General features: G+C 70.8%; 14 protein-coding genes. 10 read left to right on the plus strand and 4 right to left on the minus strand.

Annotated features, from left to right (window positions below; translation table 11 throughout):
- Positions 1-369: 369 nt before the first annotated feature.
- The 6 genes from ACFYPC_RS04820 to ACFYPC_RS04845 all read left to right on the plus strand — a co-directional run bounded on the left by ACFYPC_RS04820 (position 370) and on the right by ACFYPC_RS04845 (position 8,098).
- Positions 370-1,203 carry a M55 family metallopeptidase gene (locus ACFYPC_RS04820; protein WP_388670777.1) on the plus strand — a complete coding sequence of 278 codons (834 nt, stop codon included), beginning with the start codon at positions 370-372 and terminating at the stop codon, positions 1,201-1,203.
- Complete coding sequence (locus ACFYPC_RS04825) at positions 1,196-2,500, plus strand: M20/M25/M40 family metallo-hydrolase (protein ID WP_388670780.1); 1,305 nt, start codon at positions 1,196-1,198, stop codon at positions 2,498-2,500. The genes ACFYPC_RS04820 and ACFYPC_RS04825 overlap by 8 nt, the downstream gene beginning before the upstream one ends.
- A 50-nt stretch (positions 2,501-2,550) precedes the next feature.
- On the plus strand, positions 2,551-4,512 hold the full coding sequence (locus tag ACFYPC_RS04830) for a prolyl oligopeptidase family serine peptidase (RefSeq protein WP_388670783.1): 1,962 nt from the start codon (positions 2,551-2,553) through the stop codon (positions 4,510-4,512).
- 31 nt (positions 4,513-4,543) lie between these two features.
- The gene (locus ACFYPC_RS04835; protein WP_388670786.1) at positions 4,544-5,470 is read left to right on the plus strand and encodes an LD-carboxypeptidase; all 927 of its coding nucleotides are present in this window, start codon (positions 4,544-4,546) and stop codon (positions 5,468-5,470) included.
- A 188-nt stretch (positions 5,471-5,658) separates the two neighbouring features.
- Positions 5,659-7,458 carry a CocE/NonD family hydrolase gene (locus ACFYPC_RS04840; protein WP_388670789.1) on the plus strand — a complete coding sequence of 600 codons (1,800 nt, stop codon included), beginning with the start codon at positions 5,659-5,661 and terminating at the stop codon, positions 7,456-7,458.
- A 55-nt stretch (positions 7,459-7,513) separates the two neighbouring features.
- Complete coding sequence (locus ACFYPC_RS04845) at positions 7,514-8,098, plus strand: GNAT family N-acetyltransferase (protein WP_388670792.1); 585 nt, start codon at positions 7,514-7,516, stop codon at positions 8,096-8,098.
- A 66-nt stretch (positions 8,099-8,164) separates the two neighbouring features.
- Here the strand turns inward: ACFYPC_RS04845 and ACFYPC_RS04850 are convergent, their stop codons facing one another.
- Positions 8,165-8,518: a VOC family protein gene (locus ACFYPC_RS04850; RefSeq protein ID WP_388670795.1), complete on the minus strand. Its 354-nt coding sequence runs from the start codon at positions 8,516-8,518 to the stop codon at positions 8,165-8,167.
- A gap of 171 nt (positions 8,519-8,689) precedes the next feature.
- Here ACFYPC_RS04850 and ACFYPC_RS04855 point away from each other — a divergent pair, with 171 nt between their 5' ends.
- Entirely contained in the window at positions 8,690-10,537 is a 1,848-nt protein-coding gene (locus ACFYPC_RS04855; protein WP_388670798.1) for a transketolase, read from the plus strand.
- 152 nt (positions 10,538-10,689) lie between these two features.
- On the opposite strand, the gene ACFYPC_RS04860 is transcribed toward ACFYPC_RS04855, so the two are convergent.
- From ACFYPC_RS04860 to ACFYPC_RS04870, 3 genes are all read right to left on the minus strand, one after another.
- A complete protein-coding gene (locus tag ACFYPC_RS04860) occupies positions 10,690-10,860 on the minus strand; it encodes a hydrophobic protein (protein WP_385725860.1) in 171 nt (56 codons plus the stop codon).
- Positions 10,861-10,904: 44 nt separating this feature from the next.
- Entirely contained in the window at positions 10,905-11,726 is an 822-nt protein-coding gene (locus tag ACFYPC_RS04865; RefSeq protein ID WP_388670801.1) for a methyltransferase domain-containing protein, read from the minus strand.
- Positions 11,727-11,821: 95 nt separating this feature from the next.
- Complete coding sequence (locus ACFYPC_RS04870; protein WP_388670804.1) at positions 11,822-13,315, minus strand: bifunctional phosphatase PAP2/diacylglycerol kinase family protein; 1,494 nt, start codon at positions 13,313-13,315, stop codon at positions 11,822-11,824.
- Positions 13,316-13,433: 118 nt separating this feature from the next.
- Here ACFYPC_RS04870 and ACFYPC_RS04875 point away from each other — a divergent pair, with 118 nt between their 5' ends.
- The 3 genes from ACFYPC_RS04875 (at position 13,434) to ACFYPC_RS04885 (ending at position 16,516) form a co-directional block, all read left to right on the plus strand.
- Positions 13,434-15,053 carry an ATP-binding cassette domain-containing protein gene (locus ACFYPC_RS04875; RefSeq protein ID WP_388670807.1) on the plus strand — a complete coding sequence of 540 codons (1,620 nt, stop codon included), beginning with the start codon at positions 13,434-13,436 and terminating at the stop codon, positions 15,051-15,053.
- A 163-nt stretch (positions 15,054-15,216) separates the two neighbouring features.
- On the plus strand, positions 15,217-15,450 hold the full coding sequence (locus ACFYPC_RS04880; RefSeq protein ID WP_388670810.1) for a DUF6158 family protein: 234 nt from the start codon (positions 15,217-15,219) through the stop codon (positions 15,448-15,450).
- A 271-nt stretch (positions 15,451-15,721) separates the two neighbouring features.
- Positions 15,722-16,516, plus strand: coding sequence for an RNA polymerase sigma factor SigF (locus ACFYPC_RS04885; RefSeq protein ID WP_388670813.1), 795 nt, complete (start codon positions 15,722-15,724; stop codon positions 16,514-16,516).
- Positions 16,517-16,866: the final 350 nt, after the last annotated feature.

Genomic DNA, 16,866 nt, shown 5'->3' on the forward strand with positions numbered 1-16,866 from the left:
GTCAGCGGCCACGCCCACGAGAAGGTATCCGATTCAGATGTGCTGGACGGGGCGAAATGCCTGGCCACGGAGGCGTACTGCTGGAGGGGGTTGGCTTCGGCGGTGCGGAAGTTCGTGGCATCCACGCACAAACCGTTGTTCTGGTTGATCAGTTCGTACCATTCCGACGGGCTTATGCCGCTGCCGGTCGAGGGGTGAATGTGAGGTGATTGACGTTCCAGCCGCCAGTGTCCTGATGGACAGTCAGTGTCACGGTGTGGCGGAACGGGCGTGGGGGTCTGCCGGCTGTTGTTGTTCACCGCCGCGGTGGGCTCAGCCTCCTCTCCGCCTTGTGCAAAGTCCCCTCGCCGACGCGTAACGTGAGGCGGCATGAAGATCCTTATCAGCGCCGACATGGAAGGCGCCACAGGGGTGACCTGGCCCGCCGACGTGCTGCCCGGGACGCCGCAGTGGGAGCGGTGCCGTTCGATGTTCACCTCGGACGTGAACGCGGCCGTGCTCGGCTTCTTCGACGGCGGCGCCGACGAGGTGCTGATCAACGAGGCCCACTGGACCATGCGGAACCTGCTGCTTGAGCAGTTGGACGAGCGGGCGGAGATGCTCACCGGGCGGCACAAGTCGCTGTCCATGGTGGAGGGCGTCCAGCACGGCGACGTGGACGGGATCGCCTTCGTCGGCTATCACGCGGGCGCCGGCATGGAGGGCGTCCTCGCGCACACCTACCTGGCGAACTCCATCACCGGGGTGTGGGTGAACGACGTACGGGCCAGCGAGGGGCTGCTCAACTCCCATGTGGTCGCCGAGTACGGGGTGCCCGTCGTGCTCGTCACCGGGGACGACCTGGCCTGCGAGGACGCGCTCGGATACGCGCCCGAGGCACTGAAGGTCGCCGTCAAGGACCATGTGTCGCGGTACGCGGCGGTGTGCCGTACGCCGTCCAGGACCGCCGCCGACATCCGCGCGGCGGCGAAGCAGGCGGCGCCCCTGGCGGTCCGTCAGGAACCTCTTGTGGGCGGCCCGTTCACCGTGGCGCTGGAGTTCGACGCCGAGCACCTGTCGATGGCGGCGACCGTGGTGCCGGGCGTCGAGCGTGTCGGGGAGCGGAAGGTGGCGTACACCAGCGGCACCATGTACGAGGGAATTCGCACGTTCAAGGCGGTCACGACGATCGTGTCGGCCGCGGTGGAGGAGCAGTATGGCTGACGGGCAATCGCTGGACGAGGTCGTACGGTTCACCTCCGACCTCATCCGCGTCGACACCACCAACCGGGGCGGCGGGGACTGCCAGGAGCGCCCGGCCGCCGAGTACGCCGCCGCGCTGCTCGCCGAGGCGGGCCTGGAGCCCACCCTCCTTGAGCGCACCAAGGGACGTACCAACGTCGTCGCCCGCCTCGAAGGCACCGACCCCTCGGCCGACGCGCTGCTCGTGCACGGTCACCTGGACGTCGTGCCCGCACAGGCGGAGGACTGGAGCGTGCACCCGTTCTCGGGGGAGGTTCGCGACGGCGTCGTCTGGGGGCGCGGGGCGGTCGACATGAAGAACATGGACGCGATGATCCTGGCGGTCGTGCGGGACTGGGCGCGCAATGGCGTACGGCCCCGGCGTGACCTCGTGATCGCGTTCACGGCCGACGAGGAGGCGAGCGCCGAGGACGGCTCGGGCTTTCTCGCCGACCGTCACCCGGGCCTCTTCGAAGGGTGCACCGAGGGCGTCAGCGAGTCCGGGGCGTTCACCTTCCACGACGGGAGCGGGCGCGAGCTCTACCCGATCGCGGCGGGTGAGCGCGGCACCGGCTGGCTCAAGCTCACCGCGCGCGGCCGGGCGGGGCACGGCTCCAAGGTGAACCGGAGCAACGCGGTGACCCGCCTGGCCGAGGCGGTCGCCCGGATCGGGGCGCACGAGTGGCCGCTGCGGCTCACTCCGACCGTGCGCGCGGCGCTCACCGAGATGGCCGCCCTGTACGGCGTCGAGGCCGACCTCGATGATGTCGACGGGCTCCTGGCCAAGCTGGGGCCCGCCGCCACGCTCGTCGAGTCGACCGTGCGCAACAGCGCCAACCCGACGATGCTCAGCGCCGGTTACAAGATCAACGTGATTCCTGGGGAGGCCGTCGCGTACGTCGACGGCAGATATCTGCACGGCCACGAGGACGAGTTCCGCACGACCCTCGACCGGCTCACCGGACCGGACGTGGAGTGGGAGTTCCAGCACCGCGAGGTGGCGCTGCAGGCGCCGCTGGAGTCGGCGACGTACGCGAAGATGCGTGCCGCCGTCGAGGAGTTCGCTCCCGAGGGGCATGTCGTGCCGTACTGCATGTCCGGTGGCACGGACGCCAAGCAGTTCTCGCGCCTCGGCATCACCGGATACGGATTCACACCGCTGAGGCTCCCGGAGGGGCTCGACTACCAGGCCCTCTTCCACGGCGTCGACGAGCGCGTCCCCGTAGAGGCGCTCCACTTCGGCGTCCGCGTCCTCGACCGCTTTCTGCGTACCGCCTAGAACACCGGGATGCGGGGATAGTGGGGGAGGATGCGGGGATAGTGGGGGACATGGTGCACACCCTGGCGTACGGATCGTGGCCCTCGCCCATCGACGCGGCGCTCGCCGCCGCACACGACGGACACCCCGAGTCCGTCGGCTTCGTCGGCGACGAGACCTGGTGGACCGAACCCCGGCCCACCGAGGGCGGGCGACGCACGCTCGTCCGGCGGAAGGCAGACGGCACCGAGGAGTCGGTGCTGCCCGCCCCGTGGAACGTACGCAGCCGTGTCATCGAGTACGGCGGACAGGCCTGGGCCGGGGAGATGCGCCCCGAAGGACCACTGGTGGTGTTCGTCGACTTCGCCGACCAGCGGCTGTACCGGTACGAAGTCGGCAGTGAGCCAAGCCCGTTGACTCCCGTCTCGCACGTGGGTGGTGGACTGCGCTGGGTTGACCCGCAGTTGCGTGTGGAGCGGGGCGAAGTGTGGTGTGTGCTGGAGGAGTTCACGGGGGAGTCGTCGACGGATGTGCGGCGGGTCGTCGTCGCCGTTCCGCTGGACGGCTCGGCGGCGCGGGACCGCGACGCCGTACGTGAACTCACCGACGGGCGCCACCGGTTCGTCACCGGACCCCGGCTCTCGCCGGACGGCGGGCGCGCGGCCTGGCTCGCCTGGGACCATCCGCGGATGCCCTGGGACGGCACGGAACTGATCGTCGCCGAAGTGGCCGACGACGGCACGCTCCAGGAGGCCCGCACGGTCGCCGGCGGGCCCGACGAGTCGATCGCCCAGGCCGAATGGGCCCCCGACGGCTCGCTGCTGTACGCCGGGGACCGCACCGGCTGGTGGAACCTGTACCGGGACGGTGTGCCACTGTGCCCGCGCGAGGAGGAGTTCGGCGGCCCGCTGTGGAAGATCGGCTACCGCTGGTTCGCTCCGCTGGAGGACGGGCTCATCGCCGTCGTCCACGGCCGGGGTGCCACCGCGCTCGGCATCCTGGACCCGGAGACCGGCGAGGTCGTCGACGCGGCCGGCCCCTGGACCGAGTTCGCCCCGACGCTCGCCGCACACGGCAGCCGCGTCCTGGGCATCGGGGCCGGCCCCCGCAGCGCCTACGAGGTCGTCGAACTCGACGCCCGCACCGGGCGGACCCGGGTGACCGGCGCCGCACACGTCGACCCGGTGGACCCCGCGTACTACCCGGAGCCGCAGATCCGCACCTTCACCGGACCCGCCGGACGCGAGATCCACGCACACATCTACCCGCCGCACCACCCGGGCCATGTCGCACCCGACGACGAACTGCCGCCGTACGTCGTCCACGCGCACGGCGGCCCCACCAGCCGCGCCCCTCTCGTACTCGACCTGGAGATCGCCTACTTCACCTCACGCGGCATCGGCGTCGCCGAGGTCAACTACGGGGGATCGACCGGGCACGGACGGGAGTACCGCAACCGGCTGCGCGAACAGTGGGGCGTCGTCGACGTCGAGGACTGCGCGGCCGTCGCGCTCGCCCTCGCGGACGAGGGAACCGCCGACCGGCGACGGCTCGCCATCCGCGGGGGCAGCGCGGGCGGTTGGACGGCCGCCGCGTCCCTGACGAGCACCGACGTGTACGCCTGCGGCACCATCCTCTACCCGATCCTCGACCTCGCCGAATGGGCGTCGGGGGAGACCCACGACTTCGAGTCGCAGTACCTGGAGACCCTGGTCGGGCTGCTCGCCGAGGTGCCGGCCAGATACGCGCAACGGTCACCGGTCGAGCACGCCGACCGGATCAACGCGCCCTTCCTGCTGCTCCAGGGCCTCGACGACGTCATCTGCCCGCCCGCGCAGTGCGAGCGGTTCCTCGCCCGGCTGGAGGAGGAGGGGCGCCGGATCCCGCATGCCTACATCGCCTTCGAAGGAGAGGGGCACGGCTTTCGGCGGGCCGAGACGACGGTACGGGTCCTGGAGTCCGAACTCTCGCTGTACGCACAGGCCCTGGGACTGAACCCGCCCGGCATCCCGACTTTGGAGCTCGCCAAGTGAAGCCGACCGTCCCCACCACGGAGTCCGCCCAGTGAAGTCCCTGACCCGCCCCGCCCGTCTCGTACCCGGAGCCCGCGTCGCCGTCGTCGCGCCCAGTGGGCCCGTGATCGAGGAGCGGCTCCAGGCCGGCCTCGACATCCTGCGCGGCTGGGACCTCGACCCCTTCGTGGCGCCCCATGTCCTGGACCGGCACGCCGAGTTCGACTATCTCGCGGGTACGGACGCCGACCGGGCCGCCGACTTCCAGGCCGCCTGGTGCGATCCGGACGTGTCCGCGGTGCTCTGCGCGCGGGGCGGATACGGGACGCAGCGCATGGTCGATCTGCTCGACTGGGACGCGCTGCGGACCGCCGGCCCGAAGGTGCTCCTCGGCTTCAGCGACATCACCGCGCTGCACGAGGCGTTCGCGAATCGCCTTGGGCTGGTCACGCTGCACGGGCCGATGGCCTCGGCCGTCGACTTCCTCAAGAACGCGCGGGCGCAGGAACATCTGCGGGCGACGCTCTTCGAACCGGAGTCGGTGCGGACCATCGAGTCCGCCGGGCGCGGGGTACTGGTGCCGGGGAGAGCCCGCGGAGTGACCCTCGGCGGCTGTGTCAGCCTGCTGGCCGCCGACCTGGGAACTCCGCACGCCCGGGCCGGTGCCGCGGGCGGACTGCTGCTGATCGAGGACATCGGCGAGGAGGCGTACCGGCTCGACCGGATCCTCACCCAGCTCCTGCGGGCCGGCTGGCTCGACTCCGTCGCCGGGATCGCGCTCGGCTCGTGGAAGGACTGCGGTCCGTACGAGGATCTGCGCGCCGTGTTCGCCGACCGGCTGGGCGGGCTCGGCGTACCCGTCGTCGAGGAGTTCGGGTTCGGGCACTGCGAGGGGGCGCTCACGATCCCCTTCGGGGTCGGGGCCGAACTCGACGCGGACGCGGGGACGTTGACGCTGGACGAGCCTGCGCTTGCTTAGGGGCCGGCCTTGCCGTCGCCTGACGGCGGATCCCAGGCGCTTGGCGGCCGTTCTCGTCCCGCCCGGCGGTGATTTGGCTGAATAACCGTCAGGAAACACCCGGCGCGGTGATTGACCCCGCTCGACAGCCGCCCCAACATGATTACTGGTCGGTAAGTACCGGCTGTCGTAGTCGGGTTGTCCTCAAGGTGGAGGTCCTCGTGTCCCGTCGTTCTCGTGTGTCCGGATCCCGTGCGGCGCTGGCTCTGGCGGTCGGCGCGGCGCTCACGGCGCCGCTCGCGTTCACCGCGCCCGCCGCCGCGGCCACCGGTCAGTACACCGTCACGGCCCTGAAGTTCACCGTCCGGGCCGGTGCCGGCACCTGCACGATCGACGCCGACCTGTACCGGCCCGCGGGCGTGGACCGCCGGCACACCGCTCCTGCGGTACTCGCCACGAACGGCTTCGGCGGGAGCAAGTCGGACGGCTCCACGGACGCCATCGGCAAGGCGTTCGCGGCCCGTGGATACGTCGGGCTCGTCTACTCGGGGCTCGGCTTCGGCGGCTCGGGCTGCCTGATCTCCCTCGACGACCCGCGTGTCGACGGGGCCGCCGCATCCCGTCTCGTCGACTTCCTGGCCGGCACCCGCGCCGCCGACGACGGAACGAAGGCCGACTACGTCACCCGCGACGGCAGGGACGATCCCCGTGTCGGCATGATCGGCGGCTCGTACGGGGGCGCCATCCAGCTGGCCACCGCCGCCGTGGACCACCGCGTCGACGCACTCGTCCCGCTGATCACCTGGAACGACCTGTCGTACTCGCTGGACCCCAACAACGCCGGCGTCCGTGCCGTGCCCGGCGCCTTCAAGTGGCAGTGGACCAACGCCTTCTACCTGATCGGCGAACACCAGCCGGTGACGGCGCCGAATCTGGACCCCTCCCGGATCAACTCCATCCCCTGCCTGCACTTCGTGAGCAACGCCTGCGAAACCATGCGGACCCTGAACACGGGGAGTTACCCGGACGACAAGATGGGACCCCTGCGCAGTTGCGCGGACAGCGTGTCGCCCGTCTCCTATCTCAGCAAGGTGGAGGCACCGACTCTGCTGGTCCAGGGGCAGGCAGACAGCCTCTTCAACCTCAACGAGGCGACAGCGACGTACAAGACCCTCAAGGCGCAGGGCACCCCGACGAAGATGATCTGGCAGTCGTGGGGGCACAGCGGCGGCCGCACCGACCCGGCCAGCGGTGAACTCAACCTGAGCCAGGGCAACTTGGAGACGAGTTACGTCGGCAGGCGGATCCTCGCCTGGTTCGACCGCTACCTCCAGCACCGCAGGGGCGTCGACACGGGGCCCTCCTTCGCGTACTACCGCGACTGGATCGCCGACCCGAACAGCACCTACGCCACGGCCTCGCGAGTGCCCGCGCTCAGCGACAAGCTCTACCTCTCGGGGGACGGCAAGCTCGTCGACAACCGCGGGAAGGTCGTGCCCGGCAGCCGCGAGTACCGTAACGCGCTGGTGCCCACCAGCCACTCCGAGAACTCCCTCGCCGGGGCGGCCGGTCTGCCCGATCCCGCGCCGTACGACACGGAGGGGACCTACCTCGGGTGGACGAGCGAGCCCCTGACCCGCTCGGTCGATGTCATCGGTGCGCCCAAGGCCACGCTGAGGGTGACCTCGCCGGCGACCGAGCTGGTGCAGAACTCCGGTGACGCCGCCGACAAGCTGGTCCTCTTCGCCAAGCTGTACGACGTGGCACCCGACGGCACGAAGACGCTGGTGCACCGGCTGGTGGCGCCGGTGCGGGTGCCGGACGTGACCAAGACCCTGACCATCTCGCTGCCGGGGATCGTGCACCGGTACGAGGCGGGGCACCGGCTTCAGTTCGTCGTCGCGGCGAGCGATGACGCGTACTTCGGGAACAAAGGGGTGAAGCCGGTGACGATCACCAACTCGCCCCGGCACACCGGGGTGCTGGAGCTGCCGGTGGTCGGCGACTGAGGCGCCGGCGTCGAACGGAGTGAGGAGCGGACAGGCGTTCGCGTAGGCTGGCGGGATGCCTGAGAACGCCCCCGACCATGTCGCCACAGGTCCTCGTGTGGGCATACGGCCGTTCACTTATGAGGACGGCGCGGAGTTCACCGCCCGGGCGCGGGAGAGCAAGGATCTGCACCAGCCGTGGCTGTTCCCGCCCCTCGGCGCCGGTGCTTACGCCGCGTACGCGAGGCGGCTCATCGAGGATCCGACGAAGGCCGGGTTCCTGGTGTGCGAACTCGGCCCCAGCCCCGAAAGCGCGGGAGATGCTCCCGGCGGCCGGGCGATCGCGGGGTTCATCAACATCAACAACATCGTCGAGGGCGGCTTTCTGTGCGGCGCCCTGGGGTACGGCGCCTTCGCACACGCGGCCGGGCGGGGGCTGATGAGCGAGGGGCTCGGGCTTGTGGTGCGGCACGCCTTCGGGAAGATGGGGCTGCACCGGCTCGAAATCAATGTGCAGCCCGGTAACGCCGCCTCGATCGCGCTCGCCCGGCGCTGCGGGTTCCGGCTCGAAGGGTTCTCGCCGGACTTCATCTACCTGGACGGGGCCTGGCGGGATCACGAGCGGTGGGCGATCACCGCGGAGATGACCCGCTCCCGCTGACGTCACCGGATCCCGGCGGCGAGGACTGCACACCATGTGCAGCACCGTCGTCCTGGACGCTCCGTCCTACTCCCCGGCCAGCCGGTCCACGTACTCGTACACCGCACCGTCGGGATGCCTCGCGATCAGGTTGCGGCCCACCGGGGTGGCCACCGGCCCCGCCAGTACCTGGGCACCCGAGTCGGTGAGGACGTGGTGGGCTTCCTCGACGTTCTTGACGGCGATGGTGGCGGCGACCTTGCGGAGGACCTCCAGTTCGGCCTCCGGTCCGCTCATGAGCAGGAAGCAGCCGACCGCGGCGACCGATACACCGCCGCGCTCGAAACGCAGGGCCTGCCCGCCCGCGAGTTTCTCGTAGAACGGGACCGAAGCATCGAGGTCGTCGACGCAGATACGCAGCGTGGCTCCCAGAATCTCCATACCCCTGAGCCTAGTTGGGACGAGCCGGAAACGAGATCGCTTCGGAAAGATCGGGCCGGGCTCAAACGCCCGGCGCGCACGCGTTTGGGTGCCTTGACCAGGGGGACGCGGAAAGTCCGGAACGAGCGACACCCCCAAGGCGCCCGAGAGTCGGCGTCCGGAAGGAAAGCCATGGACACCCGTCAGCTCATCGACCTCGCGCAGCAGCTGCGCGTCGACAGCATCCGCGCCTCCGACGCGGCGGGCTCAGGCCACCCCACTTCCTCGATGTCCGCCGCAGACCTGATGGCGGTTCTACTGGCCAATCACCTCCGCTATGACTTCGAACGCCCCCGGCATCCCGGCAACGACCGCTTCATCCTCTCCAAAGGGCACGCCTCCCCTCTCCTGTACGCGGCGTACAAGGCGGCCGGGGCCGTCGGAGACGACGAGCTGCTCACCTTCCGCAAGCTGGGCAGCCGGCTCGAAGGACACCCCACGCCCCAGCGGCTGCCGTGGGTGGAGACCGCCACCGGCTCGCTGGGGCAGGGACTGCCCGTCGGGGTCGGCATCGCGCTCGCCGGGAAGCGGCTGGACCGTACGGGATACCGCGTCTGGGTCCTGTGCGGGGACAGCGAACTCGCCGAGGGATCGGTGTGGGAGGCCGCCGAGCACGCCGGATACGAGCACCTCGACAACCTCACCGTGATCGTCGACGTGAATCGCCTGGGCCAGCGTGGACCCACCCGGCACGGGCACGACCTGGACGCCTACGCGCGCCGGTTCCAGGCCTTCGGCTGGCACACCGTGGAGATCGACGGACACGACGTCGACGCCGTCGACCGCGCGTACGCCGAGGCCGAGTCCACCAGGGGGCAGCCGACCGCGATCCTCGCCCGCACCCTCAAGGGCAAGGGCGTCGAGTCCGTCGAGGACCGCGAGGGCCTGCACGGCAAGCCGCTGCCGGACGCCGAAGAGGCCATCGCGGAACTCGGCGGAGTCCGCGACCTGCGGGTGGAGGTCCCGCAGCCGCCCGCCGCCAGGATGCTGCACGCCGTCCGGGCGGGCCATATCGACCTGCCGCGCTACGAGACCGGCGACGAGGTCGCCACCCGCGACGCCTACGGGCAGGCGCTCGCCGCGCTCGGCACCTCCCGCGGCGACATCGTCGCGCTGGACGGCGAGGTGAGCGACTCCACGCGCGCCGAGTACTTCGCCAAGGAACACCCTGAGCGGTTTTTCGAGTGCTACATCGCCGAGCAGCAGCTGGTCGCGGCGGCCGTCGGGATGGCGGCGCGCGGCTGGGTGCCGTACGCGTCCACGTTCGCCGCGTTCCTCACCCGGGCGCACGACTTCGTGCGGATGGCCGCGGTCAGCGGCGCCGGGATCAACCTCGTCGGCTCGCACGCGGGTGTCTCCATCGGCCAGGACGGGCCCTCCCAGATGGGCCTGGAGGACCTGGCGATGTTCCGGACGGTGCACGGCTCGACCGTGCTGTACCCGTGCGACGCCAACCAGACGGCGAAGCTCGTCGCCGCCATGGCCGACCTGGACGGCGTCCGCTATCTGCGCACCTCGCGAGGGGAGGCGCCCGTCGTCTACGGCCCCGAGGAGGAGTTCCCGATCGGCGGAAGCAAGGTGCTGCGCCGCTCCGAGGAGGACCGGCTGACCCTCGTCGCGGCGGGCGTCACCGTCCCCGAGGCGCTCGCCGCCGCCGAGTCGCTCGCCGGTGAGGGTGTCCGGGTGCGGGTGATCGACCTCTACTCGGTCAAGCCCGTAGACCGCCGCACCCTGAGCGAGGCCGCCGAGGAGACCGGCTGTCTCCTCACCGTCGAGGACCACCGCGAGGAGGGCGGCCTCGGTGACGCGGTCCTCGACGCCTTCTGCGACGGCCGTCCGGTGCCGCGTCTGGTGCGCCTCGCCGTCCGTACGATGCCGGGCTCGGCGACCCCGGCCGAGCAACTGCACGCCGCAGGCATCGATGCCGAGTCGATCGCGGCGGCGGCCCGGCTGCTGGTCGAGACGGCTGTCGTGCGCTGAGCGCATTGCGCTCAGGCTGCGGCCCGAGATCCTGAATACAGGCGGCGGCCCGAGGTCCTGAATCAGGACCTCGGGCCGTTCAACCTATTTCCGTTTCCGGATACTTCTGCTTCCCCAGCAATGCCCCGGGGAATTGGCTTACGGGAGCAGGGTCACCACCGATACCAGCGACCCCGGGATCCGGTGGCGCTTGTGCCGCGTACCAGGAAGCCCAGTAGCCACACAGCGAGAACGATCAAAGCGATCCACCAGAGAATCTTCACCGCGAATCCGGCACCGAAGAGAATCAGAGCCAGAAGCAGTACCAGCAGGATGGGAACCATAGTTTTCAACCTCCTGCGTTCCCGGGTTTCCCGAAGTCGACGGATTAGACGTCCTTGCGGCAGAGAATTTCTCCGTGCGGTACGGAGAACCAGCCGTCCTCCTGTCGCGCCCACTCCCGCCAGGCGTCCGACACGGCCACCAGCTCCTCCGTGGTCGCGTGACCACCCTCCGTGGCGCGGTCCGCGTACTCCGAGGCGAGCGTGCGGTCCGCCCAGAGACCGCCCCACCACTCCCGCTCGTCGTCGGTGGCGAAGGTCCAGGTACTCGACGTGGCCGTGATGTCCCGGATACCTGCCGCCGACGCCCAGGATCCGAGATGCCGTCCCGCGGCGGGCTCGCCGCCGTTGGCGCGGGCGACGCGCAGGTACAGGTCCTGCCAGTCGGTCATGCCGGGCACCTCGGGATACCAGGTCATTGCCGCATAGTCCGCGTCGCGGACGGCGATGAATCCGCCCGGCCTGGCCACCCGGTACATCTCGCGCAGCGCCTGGACCGGGTCGCCGACGTGCTGGAGCACCTGGTGGGCGTGGACCACGCAGAAGGTGTCGTCCGGATACTCCAGCGCGTGCACGTCCGCGACCGCGAACTCGACGTTCTCCAGGCCGCGTTCGGCGGCCGTGGCGCGAGCCAGGTCCAGGATTCCCGGCGCCTGGTCGACGGCCGTGACCTGCCCGTCGGGGACCAGTTCCGCCAGGTCGGCGGTGATGGTCCCCGGGCCGCAGCCGATGTCCAGGATCTTCATGTGGGGCTTCAGAGAGCCGAGGAGGTACGCCGCCGAGTTGGCGGCGGTCCGCCAGACGTGCGAGCGCAGCACGGACTCGTGGTGGCCGTGCGTGTAGACGGCGGTCTCCTGCGGCTTCGGCATGACCGGTCCCCTTCTCGTCTTCTCGCTGGGTACGGATCACGGTACGCGTGCATGCCGAATGATGAGACCTGCGTCTTGAAGCTTGGACACTCCTGTCAGGGGCGTGGGCGGTACACGGTCAGTGCCTCCGGGATCTTCTGCAGGGTCACCTCGCCCGCCACCTCCGTGACCTCACCGTCGTACGCGAGGAGGGTGCCGGCCGCGACGCCGTCCACCCGCAGGCGGCGCACGCGTACCGCCGCGTGGGCGGGGGAGCGCGTCAGCGGTCCAGCGAGGGCGGCGGCCAGCAGACGGAGGGCGGGGCGACGGCCGCCGTGCACCACCCGCACGTCCAGGCGTCCGTCCGCGAGGTCGAAGCGGCGGGCGGGGGCGAGCCCCATCCGGTGATAGGTGCCGTTGCCGGCGAACAGCAGCCACAACGGGTGGCTGCGGCCTCCGAGTTCGGCCCGCAGCGGATGGCTGTCCGTGCGCAGGACGCGCAGGGCGCCGAGCACCCCGGCAGGCCATCCGCCGATCCGCCGGGACCAGCGCTCCCGCTCCCGCACCAGTTCCGGGTAGACGCCCAGGCTGCAGGTGTTGAGGAAGATGCCCTCCTTGCTGCCCGACGAGAACCTGCCCACGTCCACCCGTATGGCGTTGCCCTCCTGAAGGGCGCGGACGAGGTCGCGCGGCCCCTCCACGCCGAGATCGTGGGCGAAGTGGTTCAGGGTGCCGCCCGGCAGGACAGCGAGAGGGAGGCCGTGGCGCAGGGCGATCCGCGCGGCGGTGTTCACGGTGCCGTCGCCACCGCACACGCCGAGCACCACGGCGCGAGCCGCCGCCTTCTCCAACTCGGCCTCGACGTCGGCCGGTTCGCTCACCACGGTCTCCGCGAGCGGCAGGGCGTCACGCAGCGCGTGTATCAGGTCCGGAGTGCCCGAACCCTTGTTGGCCACCATGACGAGCCCCGCCCCGTCGGCCGACGCGGGCGCCCCCGCACTGGACCGATGGGGCCGGGGAACCTGGTCGCGGGTCGGAACCAGGGCGCGCACGACGTACGCGGCGCCCACACCCAGGGCCGCGCCCGCCAGGACGTCGCTCGGGAAGTGGACACCCGTGTAGACCCGGGACACGACGACCGCAGTGGCCAGCGGTGCCACGGCCGCGCCCCAGCCCCGGGACTCCAGGGCCACGCCCGCCGCGAAAGCCGCGGCGGAGGCGGCGTGACCCGACGGGAACGACGTGGTGATCGGCTGCCGCTTCAGCTGCCGGATCAGCGGAACGGGGTCCAGGACAGGCCGGGGGCGGCGCACCGTGCGCTTGCCCACGGTGTTGATCGTGGCCGACGCGAGGGCCAGTGAGGCGAGGCCCCGGGCGGCGGCGGCACGGGCCCTGGGGGTGCGGACCACCGCGATCGCCGCGGCCGTGGTGAACCACAGCACGCCGTGGTTCGCGCTGCGGGTCAGCCTCGGCAGGACGTGGTCGGCGCCCGGCCAGTGCCGGGAGGCGACCGCCTCGAACAGACGGTAGTCGGCGTTGAGGAGCCGGTCCCGGAGGATGCGGGGGCCCGGGGGGCGAAGGGTGAGGTCCACGTCTGGGATCGGATTCATGGGGGTGCGTATACCCCGGGTCGGGCTTTTCGCTCAGGGCCGCAACGGACGGGCCGGGGCGGAGGGGCGAGGAAAGGCGTTTGCCCCGCACGGTCCCGCCCCCGGAGAATGCACCCCCATGGGACACCTCGAAGCCGCACACCTTGAGTACTACCTTCCCGACGGGAGGGCGCTGCTCGGCGATGTGTCGTTTCGGGTGGGCGAAGGGGCCGTCGTCGCCCTGGTGGGTCCCAACGGCGCCGGGAAGACGACATTGCTGCGGCTGATTTCGGGGGAGCTCAAACCGCACGGGGGAACCGTCACCGTAGGGGGCGGCCTGGGGGTGATGCGCCAGTTCGTGGGATCCGTACGGGACGAGACGACCGTACGAGAACTGCTCGTGTCGGTGGCCCCGCCGCGGATCCAGCAGGCCGCGAAGGCCGTGGACGCGGCCGAGCACGCCATGATGACCGTCGACGACGAGGCCGCCCAACTCGCTTACGCGCAGGCCCTGTCCGACTGGGCCGAGGTGCGGGGATACGAGTCGGAGACCCTCTGGGACATGTGCACGGTGGCCGCGCTCGGCATTCCGTACGAGAAGGCGCAGTGGCGGCAGGTGCGGACGCTCTCCGGCGGCGAGCAGAAGCGGCTCGTACTCGAAGCCCTGCTGCGTGGCACCGACGAGGTGCTGCTCCTGGACGAGCCGGACAACTACCTCGACGTCCCCGGCAAGCGCTGGCTGGAGGAGCGGCTCAAGGAGACCCGCAAGACCGTCCTGTTCGTCTCGCACGACCGGGAACTGCTGGCCCGCGCCGCCGAGAAGATCGTCAGTGTCGAGCCAAGCCCCGCCGGAGCGGACGCCTGGGTGCACGGCGGCGGTTTCGCTACGTACCACGAGGCGCGGCGGGAGCGGTTCGCCCGCTTCGAGGAACTGCGCAGGCGCTGGGAGGAGAAGCACGCCCAGTTGAAGAAGCTGGTGCTGAACCTGCGTCAGGCGGCCTCCATCAGCCACGAGTTGGCGTCCCGCTACCAGGCCGCGCAGACCAGGCTGCGGAAGTTCGAGGAGGCCGGGCCGCCTCCGGAGCCGCCGCGCGAGCAGGACATCAGGATGCGGCTGCACGGCGGCCGTACCGGCGTAAGGGCCATCACCTGCAAGGGACTTGAGCTCACCGGCCTGATGAACCCCTTCGACCTGGAGGTCTTCTACGGCGAGCGGGTCGCGGTCCTCGGCTCCAACGGTTCGGGCAAGTCGCACTTCCTGCGGCTGCTCGCGGGGGACACCGTCGCGCACACAGGGGAGTGGAAGCTCGGTGCCCGTGTCGTGGCGGGGCACTTCGCGCAGACGCACGCTCATCCGGAGCTGGAGGGCCGGGCACTGCTCGACATCCTGTGGTCCGAGCACGCGCAGGACCGCGGCGCCGCCATGTCCCGGCTGCGCCGCTACGAACTGACCGCGCAGGCCGAGCAGCGCTTCGAGAGGCTCTCCGGGGGCCAGCAGGCCCGTTTCCAGATCCTCCTGCTGGAGCTGGCGGGCTCCACCGCGCTGCTTCTCGACGAGCCCACCGACAACCTCGACCTGGACTCCGCGGAGGCCCTTCAGGAAGGTCTGGAGGCGTACGAGGGGACGGTCCTCGCGGTCACCCACGACCGCTGGTTCGCCCGCTCCTTCGACCGCTACCTGGTCTTCGGCTCCGACGGCCGGGTGCGGGAGACGCAGGAGCCGGTCTGGGACGAACGGCGCGTGGAGCGGGCCCGGTAAGGCCTGGAATCAGCGGCCCGGTCCCGGAGGACCGCCGCCCCGGATGTTCGTAGAGTGGAGGGAGACGGCGGGATCCACGGCTCCCTCCCGGACGCCGCTCGGGGCAAGTTCGCCGGGCGGGTGTCCGGGCCGCGCCGAAGGCCACGACGAGCGGGGTACCACCATGACCGGAGTCGATCCGGGACGGCTGGACGACCAGCAGCTGATGAAAGAGCTGGAGACCATCCACCGCACGCGTCACGACACGCTGCTGCACGGTTCGAACGACGCGCTGCGGGCCCACAACGACCGCATGGCGCAATTGGAGGGCGAGTACCTGCGCCGCCATCCGCGCCGCCCGGTCGCCGCGGGCCGGACCCGTGAGGGTGCACGCGAGCGGGGCCCCGCCGGGGAATGACCGAAGCAGGGCGGCAGATCTACGCGGCCCGCCCCCCGACCTCGCTCTTCGCCGGGGAAAGGGCCGGGCCGACCTGAGCGGACCCCCTGTGGGAGAATGAGCGGGTGTTTGCCCCGCGAGTGCGGGGGCAGGCGCAATCCCAGTGCTTCGGACAGGAGGCACGTCCGTGGGAGCGGTGTATCACGCGCCCCGGGTGTCCCCGTCCGGCGTACGGATGAGCTCCCACGGTGACTGTCCATACCAGGCACCTGTAAGGGAGTTGCGACGCATCATGCGAACCCAAGTGAGCGCGAAGCGCCATCCGCACGACGACGCACCCGACACCGCGGAGTCCTTCCGCGAACTCGCCGCCCTCCCCGAGGGCCGGCAGCGTGACGCGCTCCGCGAGGAGATCGTCGAAGCCTGGCTGCCGATGGCCGAACGGCTCGCGGGACGGTTCCGCAACCGGGGCGAGAGCTCCGACGACCTGCGTCAGGTCGCGGCGCTGGGCCTGGTCAAGGCCGTCGACCGTTACGACCCGGCCCTGGGCAACGCCTTCGAGAGCTACGCCGTACCGACGATCACCGGCGAGATCAAACGGCACTTCCGCGACCACATGTGGACCCTGCACGTACCGCGCCGCGTCCAGGATCTGCGCAACCGCGTGCGGTTCGCGAGCCAGGACCTGTCGGGGTCCATGACGGGCCGCAGGCCCACCGTCGCCGAGATCGCCGAGCGCGCCCAGTTGAGCGAGGAGGACGTCCGGACCGGCCTGGAGGCCCTGGAGAGCTTCACCGCGCTCTCCCTCGACGCCGAACTTCCCGGCAGCCAGGACGGCTACTCGCTCAGCGACGCTCTCGGCTCGGCCGATCCGGCCCTGGACACCGTCATCGACCGCGAGTCCGTGAAACCCGGTCTGCGGGCGCTGCCCGAGCGGGAACGCACCATCCTCTACATGCGGTTCTTCAGCGACATGACCCAGAGCAGCATCGCCGAGGAACTCGGCATCTCCCAGATGCACGTCTCCCGGCTGATCACCCGCTGCTGCGACCGACTGCGCGAACAGGTCATGCACGACGCCGTCTAGGAGGCGCGGCAGGGAAGGGAGGGCTCCTCCGACGGCACCCGGGAATTGCGCCGGATCTCCCAGGGCACCAACCGTCCGAGGTGGCCGCCCGCCGTCGTGGACAAGCGTGGCCGAGGCCTGAAAGGGAAGCGGGTCTCGCTGTCCGACTCAGCCACATCGGAGGGTCGGCACGGAGGGCAACAGGGGAGCGAGCGCGGGACACCCCGAACGGCAACCGAAGGCCCCGCACCGTCACCCGCCCGGCGGTGCGGGTAGCGCAAATGGTGTCCGGCGGCGGGCGCCCGTCGCCCCGGCGGGCTGTGATGGGCCCGGGGGCACGACGGCCGTGCCCCTTCAGCGCCCGTCGAAGG

Origin of the sequence: Streptomyces sp. NPDC005808 (assembly GCF_042871385.1) — a bacterium.
Lineage (GTDB): Bacteria > Actinomycetota > Actinomycetes > Streptomycetales > Streptomycetaceae > Streptomyces.

Coding starts and splice junctions, on each gene's coding strand:
- ACFYPC_RS04860 (WP_385725860.1), bottom strand. CDS start 10,860: ATGGTTCCCATCCTGCTGGTACTGCTTCTGGCTCTGATTCTCTTCGGT.
- ACFYPC_RS04850 (WP_388670795.1), bottom strand. CDS start 8,518: ATGGAGATTCTGGGAGCCACGCTGCGTATCTGCGTCGACGACCTCGAT.
- ACFYPC_RS04855 (WP_388670798.1), top strand. CDS start 8,690: ATGGACACCCGTCAGCTCATCGACCTCGCGCAGCAGCTGCGCGTCGAC.
- ACFYPC_RS04820 (WP_388670777.1), top strand. CDS start 370: ATGAAGATCCTTATCAGCGCCGACATGGAAGGCGCCACAGGGGTGACC.
- ACFYPC_RS04885 (WP_388670813.1), top strand. CDS start 15,722: ATGCGAACCCAAGTGAGCGCGAAGCGCCATCCGCACGACGACGCACCC.
- ACFYPC_RS04880 (WP_388670810.1), top strand. CDS start 15,217: ATGACCGGAGTCGATCCGGGACGGCTGGACGACCAGCAGCTGATGAAA.
- ACFYPC_RS04870 (WP_388670804.1), bottom strand. CDS start 13,315: ATGAATCCGATCCCAGACGTGGACCTCACCCTTCGCCCCCCGGGCCCC.
- ACFYPC_RS04825 (WP_388670780.1), top strand. CDS start 1,196: ATGGCTGACGGGCAATCGCTGGACGAGGTCGTACGGTTCACCTCCGAC.
- ACFYPC_RS04865 (WP_388670801.1), bottom strand. CDS start 11,726: ATGCCGAAGCCGCAGGAGACCGCCGTCTACACGCACGGCCACCACGAG.
- ACFYPC_RS04830 (WP_388670783.1), top strand. CDS start 2,551: ATGGTGCACACCCTGGCGTACGGATCGTGGCCCTCGCCCATCGACGCG.
- ACFYPC_RS04875 (WP_388670807.1), top strand. CDS start 13,434: ATGGGACACCTCGAAGCCGCACACCTTGAGTACTACCTTCCCGACGGG.
- ACFYPC_RS04845 (WP_388670792.1), top strand. CDS start 7,514: ATGCCTGAGAACGCCCCCGACCATGTCGCCACAGGTCCTCGTGTGGGC.